The following is a 19,149-nucleotide window of genomic DNA, read 5'->3' on the forward strand; positions in this document are numbered from 1 at the left end:
AATTGCGGAGGAGAAATGTATCCAGAATATTATAATGGCATCCATGGACAGGAATACAAATTATCAGATGTTCTCTAATTTGGATAGAAAGAAAAGGACCGGGCGGGGTTTGCCCGGTTTTTCTTAATAAAAAAGGACGTTCTATAAAAACGTGTCAATAGAAAGTCAAAACGAGTGCAGTACTTTTCTCTTAGGGAAAATGCTTATACTGATGTATAATTTACATGGAACGATATATTGGCACATCGGGTAGCTTCTCTTTTTAAAAGCATCTCCGGTATACGAATAAACCTAACTTGCGAGGAGCGGAGAAGATGAAAAAAGTCGCTTTAATTATAAATACACACGCAGGAAAACAAAAATTAGCTCAGAAATTGGATAAAATCATATCCAGGTTGAATGAAGCGTTTGAAGAGACAACCGTCTATCAGAGTGAGAAGGAAGGAGACGGGAAACGTCTTGTTGAAGAGCATGCACAGGACGTGGATATGCTGATTGCAGGCGGCGGGGACGGAACTGTTTTTGAAATAATGAATGCACTCGCTCCTTTGAAAAAAAGACCAGTGTTTGCCATTTTACCAGGCGGAACATGCAACGATTTTTCCCGGACTCTTGGCATCAGCCAAAAGCCATTAGAGGCGTTGGAGCAAATTATCAGTCAGAAACGAATGGAGGTTGATGTTGGGAAATATGGTGAGAATTACTTTTTAAATTTCTGGGGAATTGGTATTATTTCCAAGGTTGCTGAGGAAATGGATGAGGCAAATAAGCAGGTTTTTGGAAGGGTTTCGTATTACTTGAATACGTCGAAGCTGGCTTTTAAAAATGAAGCTTTTACATTGAAATTATCTAGTAAGGAATTTGATTTTGAAGAAAATGCAGAATTGCTGGTTGTCGGTAATGGATCCTTTCTTGGCGGAATTCAATCCTTCTTTCCCAATGCAGATGTGCAGGACGGGAAATTTGATGTGTTGATTGTGAAAGAAGCGAAATTAAAGTATTTAAAGAAATGGCTTGAAGCTAAAATACAAGATGATTATCCGGAAAATGAAAAAGATGATGACATTATCTTTTTTCGAACCAACCAATTAGAAGTATCCGCTTCTCCGGAACAAAATATTGATTGTGATGGGGAATTTTTAGATAAAACACCAGCAACTATTGAAGTACTTCCGAAACATCTGGAAATGGTTTACGGGGAGATGTTGTAACGAACAAGCTGATGGACAAATCTTTGCCGATACGAATGAAGGCATCGATTTGTCCATCCGTTTTTTGTACTAACGTTTCAACTTCTCCATTAATTTATCTGCTTCTTTTGCCTGTGAGGTATAGCTGTTATTTTTCCAATGGTTCCAGATTTCCGATAGGAATAAAGCAATGAGAGATAATACAGAAACAAGTTCTTCGTTGGATAAAGGGATCAGTTTGTAGCCTAAAAGCATAGCTGCTGTATTTAAGAAAACAATCACTAGTACAGCCAGCCGAATCCATTTGTTATTTATTTTTGACAAATTTTCATTCATGGAAGAAGCCTCCTCTTTGGCTCAATGTAAGCTTCATTGGTCCAAGGGTCTATCAATTATCTCATTGTGGCGCTAACAGGGGTGTTGGCTAGACGAGTAAGCACAACTAGTACACAGCCAGTACCAGTTACATTGCCGTTATAACGCCATGATGTTGTACTCTATAAGTATGTTTTGATTGAGATAATTATGAGCAGAGAAGGCTTGATAATAATATCAAAAGTTAAACGAAGCCATTGCCTGAAATAATAGCCTGCTATACTAAATATTTTCCTTGATCTGAAATATTAACCATCGGTTGCATGAACGGAAGAGCAGCTGATTTCTTACATTCATGGATAACATCCATAAACTTTGCCATTGTATTTGTTAAGTAAGTATCTGCCCGCCTGATAAAAACGGTAGATATATCACTGTACTTTGCGGGAATCGGGTAGCACTGAACAACGCCAGCTGCTTCTAGATGGCTGACTGCAGATTTAGACACCAGGCTGATGCCAAGTCCTGATACAACACTCCCTAAAATGGTTTCTAGTGTGCCGAATTCCATGACTTTTGCATCCGTTATTCCCTCTTCATACAACCAGTTTTCTAAACGTGTGCGGTAACTGCACCCTGCGTTAAAAACGAGTAAAGGCCTGGTTTTTAAGTGCTCGTAGTCAACTCTCTCGCTGTCAGATATGATAACGAGTTCCTCTTGAAAAACGTTTATTTGTTCTATCTCCGGATGGTTAAAGATTCCGGAAACAAAAGCACCATCCAGTTTATGTTTCAATACTTGGTGAATAAGTTCTTGGGATACACCCGTTTTCAATGTTAAATCTACTTGAGGGAATTTTCTGTGAAAGGAAGATAAGACCATTGGAAGTTTCATAACGGTTTCTATTGTTCCAATCTCTAAGGCCCCAGATGGATTGTCAGAATCTCGAAAATCCTTATTCATTTCCTCTATCATCAATAATATTTTTTCCGTATAACCCAAAAGTTTCTTCCCCTCTGAGTTCACTGTCGTTCCCCTGCTGTGCCGATCAAATAATTGTGTTTGTAATTGTGCTTCCAATGATTTTATTCTGGCTGTGACGTGTGATTGTACATAATTAAGTTCATCTGCTGCTTTACTAATGCTTCCATTGTGGGCAACGCTCTGAAAAATCAATAAGTCTTTAATCTCCATTTACAGCCTCCTCATTTTTCCATTCATTCATAGTGATAGCAGTTATCTATTTAAATCATTATTCGTGATTGCGTTTTCATTTTATAATATACCTTACTAATAAACAAGCTGGAATGACTGAAGATAGTTGTCGAATCATCATATATAAATTGGATTAATACATTTTCTTTGTGTGCTTAAACAATGAAGTTATTTATTTCAAGTTATATACCATTAAGAACTTCCTTGTCTCTGATAGTGTTTCTCTATTTTATATTGAACCGTCCCGTCCTTTATAAATCAAATTCTATCAGCAATATCGATGTACAAACATAAAGAAAAGATATAAAATTCTAAATTTGAAGTTTACTGCATATCGAAAAGGGAACAATACCTGAAACAAAAAATATTAGTAGTCATGATATACGTTCAAATTTAACGTTGAATCAAAACTCTATACAGTTATGTATGATGATTTGCGTTTAGAAGATCGTATATTATCAGTTTTACAGATGGGTCCTATCAATATTAGACATTTTACCTGCTGACAGTTCGTATTTATGATAGAGGTAAATACGGAATTTTTGGAAAATGGTCCCGACTTGATTATTTCTTAAAAGGGGGGGATTGCATTCATATTACTGTAGAATGGCATCGCTTACGCAAGGTGGTTATAACAAAATCAAGGAGGAATGATGATGACAAATAAAGGCGTAGTGTATAAGGAACCGGGAGTTGTAGCAGTTGAAGAAATTGGATACCCAGAACTTATATTAAGGGACGGTCCCGGGGTCAATCCCTTGAACGTTGGCCGGAAATGTGAACACGGTGTGATTGTCAAAGTGGTAACAACGAATATATGCGGAAGCGACCAACACATGGTCCGAGGCAGAACAACCGCTCCGTCCGGACTGGTTCTTGGCCATGAAATTACTGGAGAAGTAGTTGAAACAGGACGCGATGTAGAGTTTATTAAAAAAGGCGACTTTGTTTCCGTTCCTTTTAATATCGCTTGCGGACGCTGCAGAAATTGTAAACAGCAGGATACACATATTTGTGAAAATGTGAATCCGGATCGTCCCGGTTCTGCATACGGTTATGTAGATATGGGCGGCTGGGTCGGCGGCCAATCCGAATATGTGATGGTACCTTATGCAGATTTTCAGCTGTTGAAATTTCCTGATAAAGATCAGGCAATGGAAAAAATACTGGACTTAACGATGCTGTCTGATATCTTTCCAACAGGCTACCACGGTGCGGTAAGCGCAGGAGTTAAACCCGGGTCTACCGTATATGTAGCTGGAGCTGGACCTGTCGGATTAGCAGCAGCTCACTCTGCTCAGCTTCTTGGCGCGTCAGTTGTCATTGTCGGTGATATGATAGAAGAACGGCTTGAACAAGCAAGAAGCTTTGGCTGTGAAGCGGTAAACTTGCGGGAGCATGCTAATTTAGAAGAACAGATTGAACAAATTCTGGGTGATCCGGAAGTGGACTGTGCCATTGATGCAGTCGGTTTCGAAGCGAGCGGTCACGGAGAAAATGCAGAAGAGGCTCCAGCCACTGTATTAAATTCTATCATGGATATTACCCGGGCTGGCGGACGTTTAGGGATTCCCGGGCTCTATGTAACAGGTGATCCGGGTGCTAAGGACAAGGATGCGCAGGAAGGGGCATTAAAAATCCGATTCGGTTTAGGTTTTGCCAAGGCGCATACATTTGTTACCGGGCAAACACCTGTCATGAAATACCACAGAGATTTGATGCAAGCTATTTTAAGTGACCGGGCACAGATTGCCAAAGCTGTAAATGCAACGGTGATTTCCCTGAATGAAGCGCCAGATGGTTATAAAGCATTTGATGGCGGTGTTGCTAAGAAATTCGTTATTGATCCGCATGGTTCATTAAAATAATGTTTGAAAAGTTATCTCACTATTTTTACTAAGGAGGAATCGTTTGATGCGTGAAGTGAATCTTGAATTAGCAAAAAAATTGATTGAGGGTGCTGAGAAAGAAGCCCAAAATATTGGGGTTTCCATGGTCATATCTGTTGTCAATGAAGGTGGAAATCTTATCGCTGTACATCGTATGGATGACGCATGGCTGGCCAGCATTGACATCGCACAAAATAAAGCTTGGACTTCTGTTGCGCTAAAGATGCCAACTTCGAATTTAGCTGAGGCAACGGTTCCACATGCTGAATTGTATGGGTTAAATACCACCAATAATGGACGGATTGTGCTTTTCGGAGGAGGTATTCCGTTAGTAGAAAATGATCAAGTTGTAGGTGCTGTAGGGGTAAGCGGAAGTTCTGTAGAGCATGATATGCAAGTAGCACAGGCGGCAGTAGATGTTTTTGATAATGGCTGAATTTGAGACAACTTCGTGAACTTTTGAAAAATAAAAAAGAACCTTGCATAAAGTAAAAATCTTTAGTATGATATTCTATAATTTATTAATCAAAAGCGATGAAGAGGACAAGAATGACTTGGAAGGTTCCAAGAGAGGAGAGCAGAAGGTGTGAGCTCTCCAGCAAAGAAGAGCCATTTACCACCTCGGAGCTGTGTTAGAGTAACAACTGGCACCGTAATATGCAGCGTTATTGCAAAATGAAGCCGTCAATCAGGTTGGCGGGAATTTGGGTGGAACCGCGAAGATGACACATTCGCCCCTTCTTAGGAAGGGGAGGATGTGTTTTTTTAATACGATAAAATATAAGAATCATCAAAACGATGAAGAGGACATGAATGATCCGGAAGGTTTAAAGAGAGGAGAGCAGCTGCTGAGAGCTCTCTAGCCAAGAAAGATAATTTACCGCCTCCGAGTGCGTCAGGGTAACAACTGCCGCCGTAAACATGCAACGTTACTGCATAATGGAGCCGTCATTCAATGTGACGGGAATCTGGGTGGAACCACGGAAAAGCATATTCGTCCCTTTGTAATAGAGGGACGTGTATGCTTTTTTATTTGGCAGTAAGAAAGTTTACACTTTCTTACTGCATAAGTGTAACTAAGATTGACACTTAAAGCTTGGTGACAACCAAGTTTTCTAACATCAAACGGAGAGGGAGTATCAAAAAATGACAAAGAAAGTAAAAATTATATTTCCGGATGGAAAAGAAAACTATGTAGAAAAAGGAATTTCATTAAAAGTAATCGCAGAAAACATATCCATTAGTTTAGCAAAGAAAACTGTGGCAGGAAAGGTGAATGGCAAACTAGTGGACCTCAGTTATTCGATTTCCGAAGAGAGTGCGATTGAATTAGTGACACTGGAGTCAGAAGAAGGGCTGGAGGTTATGCGGCATACTGCTGCACACGTGTTAGCGCAAGCAGTGGAGCACCTTTATGGAAAAGGTAATGTTCAGTTTGGGGTTGGCCCGGTGATTGATCATGGTTTTTATTATGATATGAAGTGTCAGGAATCCATTACGCAAGCTGATTTGGTAAAAATCGAGAAAGAGATGCAAAAGATTATTCAGGAGAATATCCCCATTCGTTCATATGAATTTTCTTTAGAACAAGCAGAAGCGTATTTTAAACAGCAGAACCAGCCTTATAAACTAGAACTGTTAAAAAGCATTCCCAATGATGAACCGATTACGATTTATGAGCAGGGAGATTTTTCTGATTTATGCCGGGGGCCGCATTTGCCATCTACTGGTTATGTAAAAGCCTTTCATCTTACAAATTTGGCAGGCGCATATTGGAGAGGAGATAGCGATAATGAGATGCTTCAGCGTATTTATGGCATTGCATTTGCAAAGAAAAAAGATTTAGAAGCGCATTTACATTTCTTAGAAGAAGCTGAAAAAAGAGATCACCGCAAATTAGGAAAGCAGCTGGAGCTGTTTATGTTTTCGGAAGAAGCGCCGGGCATGCCATTTTATTTGCCTAATGGTCAAATGATCCGTCAGAATCTTGAGGAGTTTTCCAGAGAAGCACAGCTAAAAGCAGGCTATCAGGAAGTACGTACGCCGCTTCTGATGAACCAGCAGCTTTGGGAAGAATCCGGCCATTGGGATCACTACCATGAAAACATGTATTTTTCTGAAGTAGATCATACCAATTTTGCACTAAAACCGATGAATTGCCCAGGGCATATGTTGATTTATAAACAAAAGCTCCATTCGTATCGTGATTTGCCAATCAGGTTAGCTGAATTTGGGCAAGTACATCGTCATGAATATAGTGGAGCTTTAAATGGACTGCTTCGTGTCCGTACTTTTTGTCAGGATGATGCTCATATTTTTGCTCGTGAAGATCAAATTGAAGCGGAAATGGAAAAAGCCATTCACTTGATTGACGAGATATATGGGGTATTTGGTTTCAGCTATGCAGTTGAACTATCTACTCGGCCGGAAAAATCAATGGGGGAAGATGCTGCTTGGGAATTGTCAGAGCAAGCTCTAGAAAATGTTTTAGAACGGATGGAGCTTCCCTACCAAGTTAATGAGGGAGACGGTGCATTTTATGGACCAAAAATTGATTTTCATATCAAAGACGCCTTAGGTCGCAGTCATCAATGTGCGACATTGCAGCTTGATTTTCAGATGCCGGAAAAATTTGATTTAACATATATCAATGCAAACAATGAAAAGGTGCGTCCAGTTGTAATCCATCGGGCAATTTATGGTTCCATTGATCGCTTTTTAGGGATTCTGATTGAACATTTTGCAGGTGCTTTTCCTGTATGGCTGGCTCCTGTTCAAGCGGTTATTTTGCCAGTTTCCTCTGTCCATCAGTCTTATGCAGACCAGCTAAGGGAAACTTTCCAGGAAGCAGGTATACGTATGGAAACAGACTACCGGGAAGAGAAACTGGGATTGAAATTAAGAGAAGCACAGATGAAGAAAATTCCTTATCTTTTTGTTGTTGGTGATAGCGAAGAAGCACAGCAAGCTGTCAACGTCCGGAAATATGGGGAAAAACAGAGTCAGAGTGTACCGGTTAAGAATGTGTTAAACCATCTTAAAAATGAAATAGCTGAAAAGCATATATAATTTTCAGGATCAGGAATTTCAGAGTGGAAACGTTTGATTAATAACTATTCATTCTGTCTCCTTTCGTATAAAATAGAGGTATCATCTATAATAAAAGGAGATGAGTGGGAATGACAATTTCATTTAAGAAAATTGATGAATCAAATTATAAAGAATGCGCTTTATTAAAGGTGAATGATAATCAAAAAGATTTTGTAGCTCCAAATTGGTATTCTGTTTTGGAAGCTGTATATGAAGAAAAAGAAGAGAGACATCCATATGCGATTTATCATGAAGACGAGATGGTTGGATTTTTAATGTATGTGTATTATCCAGCTGATGAAGATTATGATAAAGATTCATGGTGGATGGAGCGTTTTATGATTGCAAAGGATTTTCAAGGCAAAGGTTATGGCAAAGCTTCTTTAAAGAAATTTATTAAAGATTTTCAGGGAAATCACCCAAGCGAGGCATTGCGCACATCAGCCGTGAAGGAGAATCATGTTGCTATCACACTGTATGAACATAGCGGTTTTCAACGGACAGGAGAGTTTGTTGACGAAGAAGCTGTGCTGCTGCTGGAGGGTTAGAGTATTTGAATGGGATATAAAAAAATAAACATAACACCAAGAATTATTTTTTAATCATTCTCTTATGCGAGCATATAAAATCGCTTAACGGGCATAATAACCTTGATTCTTATTTGGAAAGGGGTTTGTCTGATGAGCCAATTAACGCAAACAGAACTAGAAACATTGCGTAAAGTTATTGGAGAGCATGGGATGATTGCGAATAAACTGGAGGCTTATGCTGAGCAGGCACAGGATCCAGAATTTCAATCGATTCTGCAATTTGATGCACAAGATGCTCGGAATGCACAGCAACAATTAATGTCATTTTTACAATAGGAGGGTGATTAAAAATGTTTCAGGATAAAGAAATGGTGAATGATTATTTAAATGGGCTGAATGCAAGTTTGAAAGGTTATGCTGGTTATATTTCTGAATCAAATAACCCCGAATTGCGCCAAAAATTCGTGGAAATGAGAAACAAGGATGAAGCACGCCAATTGAAAGTGTATCAATATGCATTGCAGCATGGCTATTACCAGCCTGGTCAATCGGCAAGTCCTCAAGAAATCCAGCAGGTGCAGACGGAACTGTCTCAAGGCAGCTAATGCAATAGAATGGGTGTAAAACATAAATAGTATTGCGATGCGTAAGGGTTTTATGAATTATTAAAAACGAGAAGTCTATTTTTTATAGGCTTCTCGTTTTTAATAACATTATTTTCTATATCCAGCCTTTTCGGTACGCTAATAACATTGCATTGGTCCGGTCATTAACATTAAGTTTCCGCAACACAGTTGTTACATGGTTTTTTACTGTTTTATCAGAGATATCTAAATTACTGGCAATAATTTCATTATTATTTCCTCTGGATATTTCAAGTAAGACATCCCATTCCCGTTTGGTAAGAAGACCTTCCGGGCGGGACTGTAAGGTTGAAGATAGAGTTAAAAACTGATCATGTAACGCTTTAGCCAATTCGGGGTAAACATAAATGTATCCTTCGTGAATGAAACGAATACCTGATATGATTTCATTTAAGCTCATATTTTTAACAAAGAATCCATCGATATCATGTTCATATAAGCGGATAGTATCTTTCATATGCAAATTAGGCAAGATAACTGCTGTTTTAACGTCTTTTAACTGCTCCTGCTCCAAAATACGGGTTACATCGTTATATTGATAAATTGGAATCATCATTAAATCTGGTATATTAGAGGAATCGAGCTGAAAGTTATCTAGTTCTCTTAAAGATAAGATAGAAATATTTAAATTCGTTTTTTCAGATAATGTAAATGCATCAATAAAATTGAAAGTAGAATTCGAAGTTGGCGTAATACTCAAAGTTATCATCTCCTGTCATTTAAGTAAGTAAGTTCGTGATGTCAATAAGAATGAATAATCATGCGACTTGAGTGTTGCTTCTATTTGCTTGTTTTGAAAAACGATTCTAAATATTATTTATATAAGATACAGGTATGGAGAGTCTTAGCAATGCCCATCTTTAAATATAGCATACGATTGAAGATATTTAAATTTTGTAACAGTTTCTTAATATAAAATGATAATTAAATCCTGGTTTAAAAAAGTCAAAGTACCTACTTAAGCATGAATATTCATGTAATATATTGATTAAAAATTTAATTATACCTAAAATTCTTTCGACATAATCAGATCAACCGCTGCATTTTGTCGGAGTTATCGATTGTCGTTTATTTTATGAAAAACTAAACTGCCGTTTAAGTTAATGGAATGATTGATAAAGCTGGATTTTGGAAAGATAAAAGTCCAAGGCATACTGGAGTCAGGAGGAACCAAAACCCTGTCTAAGGTAAATTCTTTCCTCGCTTTAACCACATCTTCTTCTATATATTCGAGCGTGGAATGCTCGAATGAATATGGCTGTTTGCTGAAATTATTAATTAAAACAGTAACCAGTAAATTGGATCGGTGATTTCTTGCTTGCCATAAAGGGGTGAAAGTAATTGATTTATTCGCTGACTCTGCTGGAACTTTGTGCTGGAATGTTTGTTCAATTTTTTGCCGATCTGTATCTGGAAGGGCTTTATGCCATTTTGACTCAAAAACAAGGTTCATAACAAATCCTCCTAACAAGATACCTTGATTATATAAGATTCGGATGCAGAAATAAATTTTTAGCGTTTCTTTTGAAAAAAAATATGATTCGTTTTAGACTTGTGGTACGATAGACGAAGTGAGTCACTCGTCCGCTATGAATGAAGGAGGTTATGAACATGGAAGAGGAAAATTTAGAGCAAAATCAAGAGCAAGAACAGGAAGAAGAAGAACAGGATCAAGACCAAATTCGAGAACAAGAACTGGTTCAGGAACTAGAGCAAATGCAACAACAAGAGCCTGTGAAGCAAGAGGATATTGCAGAAGTCGGTGAAACGATCAGTGTTGTCCGGGGAGAGTACAAGGGAGAAACAGCAGAGGTTCTTCTTATTCGTGATAATTCCGTGATAGTCCGTATCGGAAACCATCCTTCCACAGGAGAACCGATTAAAACGGTGGTCAACCATAAAAATTATAAAAGAAAATAAATGAAAAGCTCCGGTATAGTTGAATATGCCGGAGCTTTTCATTTATTTGGTGAGTACAATATCTCTTATTTGGAAACAGGTTTTCTCCAAAATCCAAGTATGAGTGCTGCAATAATAGTACCGATGATTAATGATAAGACGAAGAATATTCGAGCATCACCTAGTCCTAAAACAACAATAATACCGCCATGTGGTGCGGGAACGGTACTCTGGAAGAATTGCGTCAGTCCGCCGGCAATGGCTGAACCAATAACAGATGAGGTGATCACACGTAATGGATCGGCTGCTGCGAATGGAATAGCACCTTCTGTAACAAAGAATAGTCCCATAATATAATTGGCTGTTCCAGATTTACGTTCATCGGATGTAAATTTATTTTTAAAGAATGTTGTTGCCAAAGCAATTGCCAACGGAGGCACCATGCCACCAATCATGACAGCTGCCATAAAAGCGCCATCTCCTGTATCGGTGAAAATACCGATAGAGAATGCGTAAGCTGCTTTATTAAATGGTCCGCCCATGTCAATAGCCATCATGCCTCCAAGCAGTACACCAAGTAAAACAATATTTCCAGTTCCAAGACCTTGTAAGAAATCTAAAATATAGTTATTTAGTGTTGAAAATACAGGTCCGATTACGAAGTACATAGCTGCTCCTGTTACAAGCAGGCCAAGTACCGGGAATATTAAAATCGGTTTAAGGCTTGCTAATGACTGTGGCAGGTCTTTTAATAAACGTTTTATTAATAAGACTAAGTAACCAGCTACAAAACCGCCAATCAGTCCGCCGATAAATCCGGCATCACTTTGAACCGCCATCATACCAGCTACAATACCAGGCATCAGTCCAGGTCTGTCACTGATACTCATAGCAATATAACCAGCAAGAATAGGGATTAAGAAGTTAAATGCTGTTTCACCAATCGTATTGAAGAAAAGGAAGATCTCTGATTCATCCCCGTATATCCCTTCAAATAGAAAGGAAATAGCCATTAAAATCCCGCCGCCAATAACAAATGGCAGCATGTAGGAAATACCGTTCATTAAATCTTTATAAATTTTACCCCAAGCAGATTGTTTTTCATATTCTTCATCGTCCTCCGTGCTTTCTCCAGAGCTTTGATAAATTGGCGCATCCTGATTTACTGCTTGTGTAATCAGTTCTTCTGCTTTCTTTATCCCGTCGACAACCGGGCGTTCAACGACATGTTTTCCGTCAAAACGGGCCATTTCTACTTTCGTACTGGCTGCAATGACAACGCCGGTAGCTCTTTGGATATCTTCATCGGTTAAGCGATGCTTTACCCCGTCTGAACCGTTTGTTTCCACTTTTATATCGATATCCATTTCTGCTGCTTGTTTCTTTAATGCATCTTCTGCCATATAGGTATGAGCGATGCCGGTAGGACAAGCTGTGACAGCTACTAAAAACGGTTTGTCGCCATTGTTGTTTGCAGGTTCCGCTTCAGATGAATCGGTTTCTGCCGGTGTTTCCTCTTCTTTTGTTTCTTCTAAGAAAAGCTGCTGCACTTCATCAGGTGTAGAAGCTTCTTTTAATTTCGTTACAAAAGTTGGTTCCATCAATAGTTTAGATAAGGATGCCAATGTCTGCAGGTGGGTGTCATTCCCGCCTTCAGGAACAGCAATCATAAAGAAGAGGTGGGCGGGCTGTCCGTCCAAGGAATTATAATCCACACCTTGTTTACTTTTCGCAAACAGGACAGCAGGTTCTGTGACTGCTTTTGTTTTTGCGTGCGGCATTGCAATCCCATCACCTAAACCAGTAGAGGATTGTTCTTCACGGGCCAGAATCGCTTCTTTAAATGATGCTTGTTCTGTTAATATATTGTGCTTATGCAGGCTTGCAATCATTTCATCAATTGCCGATTCTTTCGATGAAGCTTGAAGATCTAAAAGCATTACATCTTTTTTTAATAAATCAGCTACATTCATCGCAGCATGATCTTCTTGATCTTCCTGGTTGGTATCCTCTTCAGGAGTATCTTCTTCTTTCGTTGCTTCCGTGAACAGAGTTTGTACTTCATTTGGTGTACTTGCTTCCTTCAATTTATGGACAAATTCGGGTTCCATTAAAAGACGAGATAGTGCTGCAATGGTTTGCAGATGTGTATCGCTTCCGCCTTCAGGAACAGCAATCATAAAGAAGAGATGCGCAGGCTGTCCATCTAAAGAATTATAATCAATCCCTGCTTGACTTTTAGCGAATAGAACAACCGGTTCTCTGACTGCTGCTGTTTTCGCATGCGGCATGGCGATTCCGTCGCCAAGCCCGGTAGAGGACTGATCTTCACGGGCAAGAATGGCATCTTTAAACGATGCTTGTTCTGTTAAGAAGCCATGCCGATAAAGATTGGTAATCATTTCATCAATAGCAGCTTCTTTGGAGGAAGCTTGCAAATCCAAGAGCATGACGTCTTTGTTTAACAAGTCGGTTACTTGCATGTTTCTCATCCTTTCTTTCGTAGTATTAAAGTTTTTTGACTTGAACTTGAGAGCATAAATTTTCTATAGCTTCTGCGGCAGCCAGATCCTCTGAAAAAGCTGTTGCACTGCCGGATGCCACAGATGTTTTAAATGATTCGACAGGATCTTTTGATTTTAAGAAGGAGCTGATAAATCCTGCGACCATGGAGTCGCCCGCACCAACAGAGTTAATAAGCTTTCCTTCAGGCGCTTTAGCTTTATAGTTTCCCTCTTTCGTGACAAGTAATGCGCCATCACCGCCCATGGAAATAATAACGTGCTCTGCACCTAGTTCTAAAAGTTTCTTTCCGTAGGTTATTACATCTTCATCCGTTTTCAGTTTTACATCAAATAACGCTTCTAATTCATGAATATTGGGTTTGACCAATAATGGTTTATAACGTAAAGATGCTTCTAATGCAGCTCCTGTCGTATCAATTACGAACGCAGCACCTTGGCGGCTGGTTTTCTGGATTAATTGTTCATAAAAATCCCCGGGCAGAGAAGGGGGCTTGCTTCCGGATAAAATGACCGTATCTCCTTCTTTTACCTGTTCCAGCTGTTGCAACAGCTGATTGACTTCTTCATTCGTTAATGTTGGACCGCGCCCATTTATTTCTGTTTCCTGGTCTGATTTAAGTTTGATATTAATGCGGGTATCTTCCTGGATATGGACAAAGTTTGTATGAACATCTAATTGATTTAAAGAATCTTCAATAAATCTGCCAGTAAAACCACCTGTAAAACCAAGAGCTACAGAATCTGTCGAGAGTGCTTTTAAAATTCGTGAGACATTGATTCCCTTCCCTCCAGGGAGTTTATAATCATTGTCCATGTAACTTAATCCGCCTAATTCGATGTGCTTTACTGGAACAATAAAGTCAATCGATGGGTTTAAGGTGATGGTATAAATCATCTAATCTACCTCCAAAATGGTTGTGTGATTTAAATAAGGCTGATGGATAGCTGATAGCTTATCTGTAATAAACATTACGTCGGAAAAATCGCATATCTTCGCAAAACTGACTTTATTCCATTTACTGTCATCTGCAAGAAAATACGTACTTGAAGCTCTGTCAATCGCCAGCTGCTTCATGGAAGCTTCCTCGGGGTCCGGTGTTGTACAGCCGTATGTCATATCAATACTGTCTACACCGAGAAAAGCTTTGGTGAATTGGTAATTCATTAAAGCATGTTGACTGGGAGCGCCTACCATTGCTTTTGTAGCATGTTTTAATTTACCGCCGACGAGATATGCTTCTATTTGTCTGTCTGCAAGCATGGAAGCATGGGCAACACCATTTGTGACAACGGTAACAGATAAATGCGCGAGAAATGGAATCATTTCAAGCGTCGTGGTTCCTGCATCTAAATAGATGACATCATTTTCTTCCAAAAGAGACGCTGCATGTTTCCCAATATTCCTTTTTTGTTGACTGTTTTTGACTGTTTTTTCCTGGTATGTTAATTCCGTTCCAAATGTAGCGCGTAACTTTGCTCCGCCATGAATACGCAGGAGCATTCCTTTTTCTTCAAGGTATGCAAGATCTCTGCGTATGGTGGATTCCGAGCAGACAAGGCTCTCGATTAAATCAACTGACTTAACTACACCGCTTTCATTTAAACGACGCAAAATATACTGATGGCGTTCATCTGTTAGCATGACCTTCACCTCTTGTTATTATCCTATCATTAAAAACAATCAAAAACAACCAAAAACATTCTTTTTCAATTAATAAATAAAAATTCACGATAAAATCATTATTGACGTGATAAAGAATTCGGTTTATTATAAATAGCACTTTCTATTTAGAATTAAATAACATTTCCCACTAATTGAAAGAAAAAGAATGAAAGAAAGTTTTTAGGAGGTAAGGAAAGTGAAAGAGTCAACAAAGAAATACATCATCGACCGCTTATACAAAGCGTCCCAAGGTTTGGCTAATGCCGTCTTAGTGACACTTGGTATCGGATTGTTAATTGAGACAATCGGAACATTTACAGGGTGGGAAGGTTTTTTGGTAGTTGGTAATGCAGCTCAATTGATGCTGGCTCCGGCAATTGGTGCGGGAATAGCTTATCAGCTTGGAGGAAATACACTAGTTATTTTTGGAGCCATGGCTTCCAGTACGGTTGGTGCGAATGCCTTATCGATGGCGGATGATGGAAGCTGGGTGCTTATTACAGGACAGCCGATCAGTGCGGTATTAGCAGCAGTTATTGCGACGTGGGTCGGGAAGCGTGTAACAGGGAAAACATCGCTTGATATGATGGCGATACCGTTTTGTTCTATATTCGTTGGTGGAGTGGCCGGTGTTGGACTGGCTGCAGTAACGACTCCGCTGCTGGAAGAGATTAGTCAGATAATTGCTAACTCTACAACAGGATCACCATTTATTTCAGCTGTCGTTATTTCGTTAATTTGGAGTATCTTTTTAATGTCGCCAGCGTCTTCTGCAGCGATAGCGATAGCTTTGCAGCTTGATCCGGTGTCAAGTGCTGCCGCTTTAATTGGTTGTACAGCACAATTTGTAGGATTTACTGCTATGTCTATCAAACAAAACAATTTAGGTGCAAATATTGCGCAGTTCTTCTTAACACCAAAAGTGCAGGTTCCAAACATTGTGAAGAACCCGCGCTTAGTTATTGGGCCATTTGCTTCATCGATTATATGTGCACCCATCGCTATTTTACTATTTGATTTTGAAGTACCTTATGAATTGGCCGGCTTAGGATTAAACTCCTTTATCGCGCCGTTGAATATATTAGCCAATCAAGGTGCAGGTGTTTTAGTCATGTACATTGTGGTTGGGGTAATTACACCTGCAATTATTTCAGTCATGACTTATAAGGCTCTGCAAATGAAAGGTTGGGCAAAAACAGGCGATCTGCACATGGAAGTACAGTAACAGCTGTACATAAGCAGGTTATTTTGAGAATAAATGTCAGAAAAATAGTATATATTTGTTTTTCATAAAAAAGGGAAGCACTTCCAGGAAGTGCTTCCCTTTATAATAGGTGATGTTTAGATTACTTTTAATAATAAACGCTTAAGCAATGGAGCAAAATGCTCTGGCAGGGCGCTTACGTCAGGAACCATAATACGTTCTTTTCCATAAATATTCTGCATCAGGCTATCATCATTTTCTTCCACCTGTCCGTTAGCCAGAAACATGCCGATGACATCAATTTGATGTTTGCGGGCTTCGACTACAGCCTGGTACGTGTCTACAATGCCGTTTTGATCATAGCCCGCAGCTGCCGGTTGTCCATCGGAAAAAATCAGCAGGAATTTATTTTTCTCATTACGGGTAATGAGTTTTCTAGTAACATGACGGATGCTGAAACCGTCACGATTATCCTCTTGTGCTTCAAGTTGCATGATTTTTGCACCGTGTTCCTGATATAAAGAATCCTCCAATGTTTGAATATATTGCATGTAATTCGGTTGATAGGTATTTGTTACATTGTTTGCGTCTTCCCAAAAACCAATAATTTCATGCGGAATGCGTAATTCTTTCAAAACTTCATGAAACAGGGCTACGCCACGTTTTGTTTCTTCCATCTTATTTTCCATGGAGGCTGAGCAATCAATTAATAATGTGAATACCGCATCAAACTCTTTTGACTCTTGTTCTTTTTTATAAAAAACACGCGGGGAATCATCCAAAAAGACAGGTAGCAGTTTTTTAGACAGACGGCCAAACAATAAATTGGTTCTTGGTGCATTTTGTTTATGCTCCAAGGTTAATTGAATGGTTTTGGCAAGTTTGATTTTAAAAGGGTTGACGTCCTCTATTAATTGCCGGTACTGCATTTCCTCTTCTTCCGTCGGTGTCTCTGCATATTCTGTAAACATCTGCGCATGCTCATTTTCTTTCCCGAAACTGGAATTGCTGCTGCTTTGGGAAGTATTTTCTTCCTTGGTCAAGGTCTCTTGATCGGAATAATCGTTTTGCTGACTTTGGCCGGAAGTTCCTTGGATAGCTGCCATTGCCTGGTCGCCATCTTCTGTTTCCCGAGCGCCGCCTCCAAGCATCGAGGTTTTGGTTCCTTGCTCCAGCTCGAATTGCAAAAAGTTCTGTTTACGGTCATCATTTTTATTTTCACGATGCCAGGTGGAGAACGTTTCATCAAAATATTCATTTTCTTCATTCGTTTCTTCCTGTTCCTCGTCATTCACAAGGGGATCGGTACGCGTTAGTTCATCGAACAAGTTGTTTTTATCATAGGATTCTACATGGCCGATTGGCAAAATAAAGTACTCATGGATCGAATCACGATAACCTGCTCCTTGCATCATTTGTGTCATTTTTTCTGCCAAATCGGTATTATCCCGGGTGTGTTTTGCCTCAAAGACGCTGTATAAATAGGGCTTTAAACGGTCAAGCATTTCCAGCTGTTCTTCTCCCGCACGTGGGAAATCCGGATCTGGCTGATCGGCAAACAACTGTAAATAAATCATGCAAAATATTTCGTCTGTGACATAACTGCGGGTAACATTAGCCTGCAGTTGTGTCGTGAAGTAATGATGAAAATACTTTTGCCGGTACATAAAGTTTTGCCTTATACCTGGCCGTTGTTTGCGGATAGCGTCTTCTAAACGGATGTCTTCTAATAAAGTTAACAGCTGTATGGCAAATTTAGGGAGCTGCGTGTCTTGAATGTTTTCTTTGAATTGCTGGATTGTTTTTACATCCGTTTGATGAAGTGTACCCAGTGTGCGCAGAATAACATCTGATTTGGCGCCGGCTTCCTGCGTTTCGGCCGGGAGTCTATCCCAAAAACGTCCGGCTGTGACTTTGTTCTCTGTTAAATCGATAAAAGAACCGAAGCTGGACTCGAATTGCAGCTGCTCATTCTTTGCCAAAACGGTCGTTAAATCTTGCAGTTGCATAAATAAATGAGTATCCACTTTGGATTGATGAAATCGATACATATAAAAGCTACTCCTTTCAAAGGATGTGCATCAAAATAGCGTGTCTGCTAAATTCTCTACAAACGCTTTTTCCCGTTCTTCATCCAGCTTATCGACAATGCTGCGTAAAATAGCACGTTTAGGAGGAAGATAAGCCGAAAGGTCACAAGCATCCAGTAAAGCACGGACAGATGCCGCATCTTCTGCTAATTTTCCTTGACTTACTGCAGTAATCAAGTCGTTGGATAACGTGACAAAACGTGTAATCAACTGTTTATCGTTCAAATTGGTCATATCTGAAATTAATTGCTCCAGCTGCTCTCCCTGAATATATGGGACATCAATGACAATAAAACGATTTTTTAGCGCTTCGTTCAATGGAACAGTTCCTATATAGCCTTCGTTAATCGCTGCAATCACGCCAAACCCTTCTTCGGCCGTAATGTTTTCATTGGTGAAAGGATTGGTAATCGTTCGACGGTAATCCAATACCCCGTTAATCAATGGTAAGGTTTCTGGCTTAGCCATATTAATTTCATCAATGTAAAGAAAAGAACCTTGTTTCATTGCATTGGTTACTGGTCCAGGAACGAATTGAATGGTTTGCTTTTCTTCTTCGTAAGCAAGTGTTTTAAATCCCATTAAGCTTTCTGCATCTAAGTCGACTGAACAGTTCACACTGTACATTGGCTGCTCAAATAGTGAAGACAGGGTTTCCGCTAATTTGGTTTTTCCTGATCCTGTCGGTCCTTTTAATAATATATTTTTACCCATGCTTAAAGCGACAATGGCATCAATAAATAATTCTTCACTAGGGGGAAGGTATCCGCCAGAACGAATGAGTTCTTTGTGATTGGATGATGTTTTTTTATGATTATCAAGCAGTTTTTGTACTTCCTCTGGTAATTGAATGGTATTCATGCTAAGTTCTCCTTTCGAAATCAAATCAGGGCG

18 protein-coding genes and 1 pseudogene are annotated in these 19,149 nt (G+C 39.5%); 9 read left to right on the forward strand and 10 right to left on the reverse strand.

The window, feature by feature from the left end:
- Positions 1-314 precede the first annotated feature (314 nt).
- Positions 315-1,211, forward strand: a complete 897-nt coding sequence (locus ACFQ19_RS14635) for a diacylglycerol/lipid kinase family protein (protein WP_379593326.1) — start codon at positions 315-317, stop codon at positions 1,209-1,211.
- A 69-nt stretch (positions 1,212-1,280) separates the two neighbouring features.
- On the opposite strand, the gene ACFQ19_RS14640 is transcribed toward ACFQ19_RS14635, so the two are convergent.
- Both ACFQ19_RS14640 and ACFQ19_RS14645 read right to left on the reverse strand, forming a co-directional pair.
- Positions 1,281-1,526, reverse strand: a complete 246-nt coding sequence (locus tag ACFQ19_RS14640) for a phage holin (protein ID WP_379593328.1) — start codon at positions 1,524-1,526, stop codon at positions 1,281-1,283.
- A gap of 256 nt (positions 1,527-1,782) precedes the next feature.
- Positions 1,783-2,700 (reverse strand): LysR family transcriptional regulator, encoded by a 918-nt coding sequence (locus ACFQ19_RS14645; protein ID WP_379593330.1) that lies wholly within the window; start codon positions 2,698-2,700, stop codon positions 1,783-1,785.
- Between the two features lie 674 nt (positions 2,701-3,374).
- On the opposite strand from ACFQ19_RS14645, the gene fdhA reads away from it, so the two are divergent.
- The 6 genes from fdhA (at position 3,375) to ACFQ19_RS14675 (ending at position 8,835) form a co-directional block, all read left to right on the forward strand.
- Positions 3,375-4,589, forward strand: a complete 1,215-nt coding sequence (gene fdhA / locus ACFQ19_RS14650) for a formaldehyde dehydrogenase, glutathione-independent (protein ID WP_080873744.1) — start codon at positions 3,375-3,377, stop codon at positions 4,587-4,589.
- Between the two features lie 46 nt (positions 4,590-4,635).
- Positions 4,636-5,046 (forward strand): GlcG/HbpS family heme-binding protein, encoded by a 411-nt coding sequence (locus ACFQ19_RS14655; protein ID WP_379593332.1) that lies wholly within the window; start codon positions 4,636-4,638, stop codon positions 5,044-5,046.
- Positions 5,047-5,756: 710 nt separating this feature from the next.
- The gene (gene thrS, locus ACFQ19_RS14660; RefSeq protein WP_379593333.1) at positions 5,757-7,679 is read left to right on the forward strand and encodes a threonine--tRNA ligase; all 1,923 of its coding nucleotides are present in this window, start codon (positions 5,757-5,759) and stop codon (positions 7,677-7,679) included.
- Positions 7,680-7,789: 110 nt separating this feature from the next.
- Positions 7,790-8,248, forward strand: a complete 459-nt coding sequence (locus ACFQ19_RS14665; protein WP_379593335.1) for a GNAT family N-acetyltransferase — start codon at positions 7,790-7,792, stop codon at positions 8,246-8,248.
- Between the two features lie 132 nt (positions 8,249-8,380).
- Positions 8,381-8,566 (forward strand): hypothetical protein, encoded by a 186-nt coding sequence (locus ACFQ19_RS14670; protein ID WP_379593336.1) that lies wholly within the window; start codon positions 8,381-8,383, stop codon positions 8,564-8,566.
- A gap of 14 nt (positions 8,567-8,580) precedes the next feature.
- Complete coding sequence (locus ACFQ19_RS14675) at positions 8,581-8,835, forward strand: spore coat protein (protein WP_379593338.1); 255 nt, start codon at positions 8,581-8,583, stop codon at positions 8,833-8,835.
- A 115-nt stretch (positions 8,836-8,950) separates the two neighbouring features.
- Here the strand turns inward: ACFQ19_RS14675 and ACFQ19_RS14680 are convergent, their stop codons facing one another.
- Complete coding sequence (locus ACFQ19_RS14680; RefSeq protein WP_379593340.1) at positions 8,951-9,574, reverse strand: response regulator transcription factor; 624 nt, start codon at positions 9,572-9,574, stop codon at positions 8,951-8,953.
- A 354-nt stretch (positions 9,575-9,928) separates the two neighbouring features.
- Positions 9,929-10,327: an SLAP domain-containing protein gene (locus ACFQ19_RS14685; RefSeq protein WP_379593341.1), complete on the reverse strand. Its 399-nt coding sequence runs from the start codon at positions 10,325-10,327 to the stop codon at positions 9,929-9,931.
- 158 nt (positions 10,328-10,485) lie between these two features.
- Between ACFQ19_RS14685 and ACFQ19_RS14690 the strand changes: the two genes are divergently transcribed.
- Entirely contained in the window at positions 10,486-10,794 is a 309-nt protein-coding gene (locus ACFQ19_RS14690) for a DUF2187 family protein (protein ID WP_379593343.1), read from the forward strand.
- Between the two features lie 65 nt (positions 10,795-10,859).
- Here the strand turns inward: ACFQ19_RS14690 and ACFQ19_RS14695 are convergent, their stop codons facing one another.
- From ACFQ19_RS14695 to ACFQ19_RS14710, 4 genes and pseudogenes are all read right to left on the reverse strand, one after another.
- Entirely contained in the window at positions 10,860-12,746 is a 1,887-nt protein-coding gene (locus ACFQ19_RS14695) for a PTS fructose transporter subunit IIABC (protein ID WP_379593405.1), read from the reverse strand.
- Between the two features lie 78 nt (positions 12,747-12,824).
- A pseudogene (locus tag ACFQ19_RS14700) lies at positions 12,825-13,265 on the reverse strand (PTS sugar transporter subunit IIA); the annotation flags it as partial.
- Between the two features lie 16 nt (positions 13,266-13,281).
- Positions 13,282-14,193, reverse strand: a complete 912-nt coding sequence (gene pfkB, locus ACFQ19_RS14705) for a 1-phosphofructokinase (RefSeq protein ID WP_379593345.1) — start codon at positions 14,191-14,193, stop codon at positions 13,282-13,284.
- A complete protein-coding gene (locus tag ACFQ19_RS14710; protein ID WP_379593347.1) occupies positions 14,194-14,940 on the reverse strand; it encodes a DeoR/GlpR family DNA-binding transcription regulator in 747 nt (248 codons plus the stop codon).
- 217 nt (positions 14,941-15,157) lie between these two features.
- Between ACFQ19_RS14710 and ACFQ19_RS14715 the strand changes: the two genes are divergently transcribed.
- On the forward strand, positions 15,158-16,186 hold the full coding sequence (locus ACFQ19_RS14715; RefSeq protein ID WP_379593348.1) for a PTS transporter subunit IIC: 1,029 nt from the start codon (positions 15,158-15,160) through the stop codon (positions 16,184-16,186).
- Between the two features lie 116 nt (positions 16,187-16,302).
- Here the strand turns inward: ACFQ19_RS14715 and ACFQ19_RS14720 are convergent, their stop codons facing one another.
- Both ACFQ19_RS14720 and ACFQ19_RS14725 read right to left on the reverse strand, forming a co-directional pair.
- On the reverse strand, positions 16,303-18,216 hold the full coding sequence (locus ACFQ19_RS14720; protein ID WP_379593349.1) for a vWA domain-containing protein: 1,914 nt from the start codon (positions 18,214-18,216) through the stop codon (positions 16,303-16,305).
- 30 nt (positions 18,217-18,246) lie between these two features.
- Positions 18,247-19,116, reverse strand: coding sequence for an ATP-binding protein (locus ACFQ19_RS14725; RefSeq protein WP_379593351.1), 870 nt, complete (start codon positions 19,114-19,116; stop codon positions 18,247-18,249).
- Positions 19,117-19,149: the final 33 nt, after the last annotated feature.

The sequence above is a fragment of the Oceanobacillus locisalsi genome (genome assembly GCF_042675985.1).
In the GTDB taxonomy this organism is placed as follows: Bacteria; Bacillota; Bacilli; order Bacillales; family Amphibacillaceae; genus Oceanobacillus; species Oceanobacillus locisalsi.

Bases quoted from the DNA above. Each gene is read 5' to 3' on its own strand.
- ACFQ19_RS14635 (WP_379593326.1), top strand. From the start codon at position 315: ATGAAAAAAGTCGCTTTAATTATAAATACACACGCAGGAAAACAAAAA.
- ACFQ19_RS14640 (WP_379593328.1), bottom strand. From the start codon at position 1,526: ATGAATGAAAATTTGTCAAAAATAAATAACAAATGGATTCGGCTGGCT.
- ACFQ19_RS14645 (WP_379593330.1), bottom strand. From the start codon at position 2,700: ATGGAGATTAAAGACTTATTGATTTTTCAGAGCGTTGCCCACAATGGA.
- fdhA (WP_080873744.1), top strand. From the start codon at position 3,375: ATGATGACAAATAAAGGCGTAGTGTATAAGGAACCGGGAGTTGTAGCA.
- ACFQ19_RS14655 (WP_379593332.1), top strand. From the start codon at position 4,636: ATGCGTGAAGTGAATCTTGAATTAGCAAAAAAATTGATTGAGGGTGCT.
- thrS (WP_379593333.1), top strand. From the start codon at position 5,757: ATGACAAAGAAAGTAAAAATTATATTTCCGGATGGAAAAGAAAACTAT.
- ACFQ19_RS14665 (WP_379593335.1), top strand. From the start codon at position 7,790: ATGACAATTTCATTTAAGAAAATTGATGAATCAAATTATAAAGAATGC.
- ACFQ19_RS14670 (WP_379593336.1), top strand. From the start codon at position 8,381: ATGAGCCAATTAACGCAAACAGAACTAGAAACATTGCGTAAAGTTATT.
- ACFQ19_RS14675 (WP_379593338.1), top strand. From the start codon at position 8,581: ATGTTTCAGGATAAAGAAATGGTGAATGATTATTTAAATGGGCTGAAT.
- ACFQ19_RS14685 (WP_379593341.1), bottom strand. From the start codon at position 10,327: ATGAACCTTGTTTTTGAGTCAAAATGGCATAAAGCCCTTCCAGATACA.
- ACFQ19_RS14690 (WP_379593343.1), top strand. From the start codon at position 10,486: ATGGAAGAGGAAAATTTAGAGCAAAATCAAGAGCAAGAACAGGAAGAA.
- ACFQ19_RS14695 (WP_379593405.1), bottom strand. From the start codon at position 12,746: ATGAATGTAGCTGATTTATTAAAAAAAGATGTAATGCTTTTAGATCTT.
- pfkB (WP_379593345.1), bottom strand. From the start codon at position 14,193: ATGATTTATACCATCACCTTAAACCCATCGATTGACTTTATTGTTCCA.
- ACFQ19_RS14710 (WP_379593347.1), bottom strand. From the start codon at position 14,940: ATGCTAACAGATGAACGCCATCAGTATATTTTGCGTCGTTTAAATGAA.
- ACFQ19_RS14720 (WP_379593349.1), bottom strand. From the start codon at position 18,216: ATGTATCGATTTCATCAATCCAAAGTGGATACTCATTTATTTATGCAA.
- ACFQ19_RS14725 (WP_379593351.1), bottom strand. From the start codon at position 19,116: ATGAATACCATTCAATTACCAGAGGAAGTACAAAAACTGCTTGATAAT.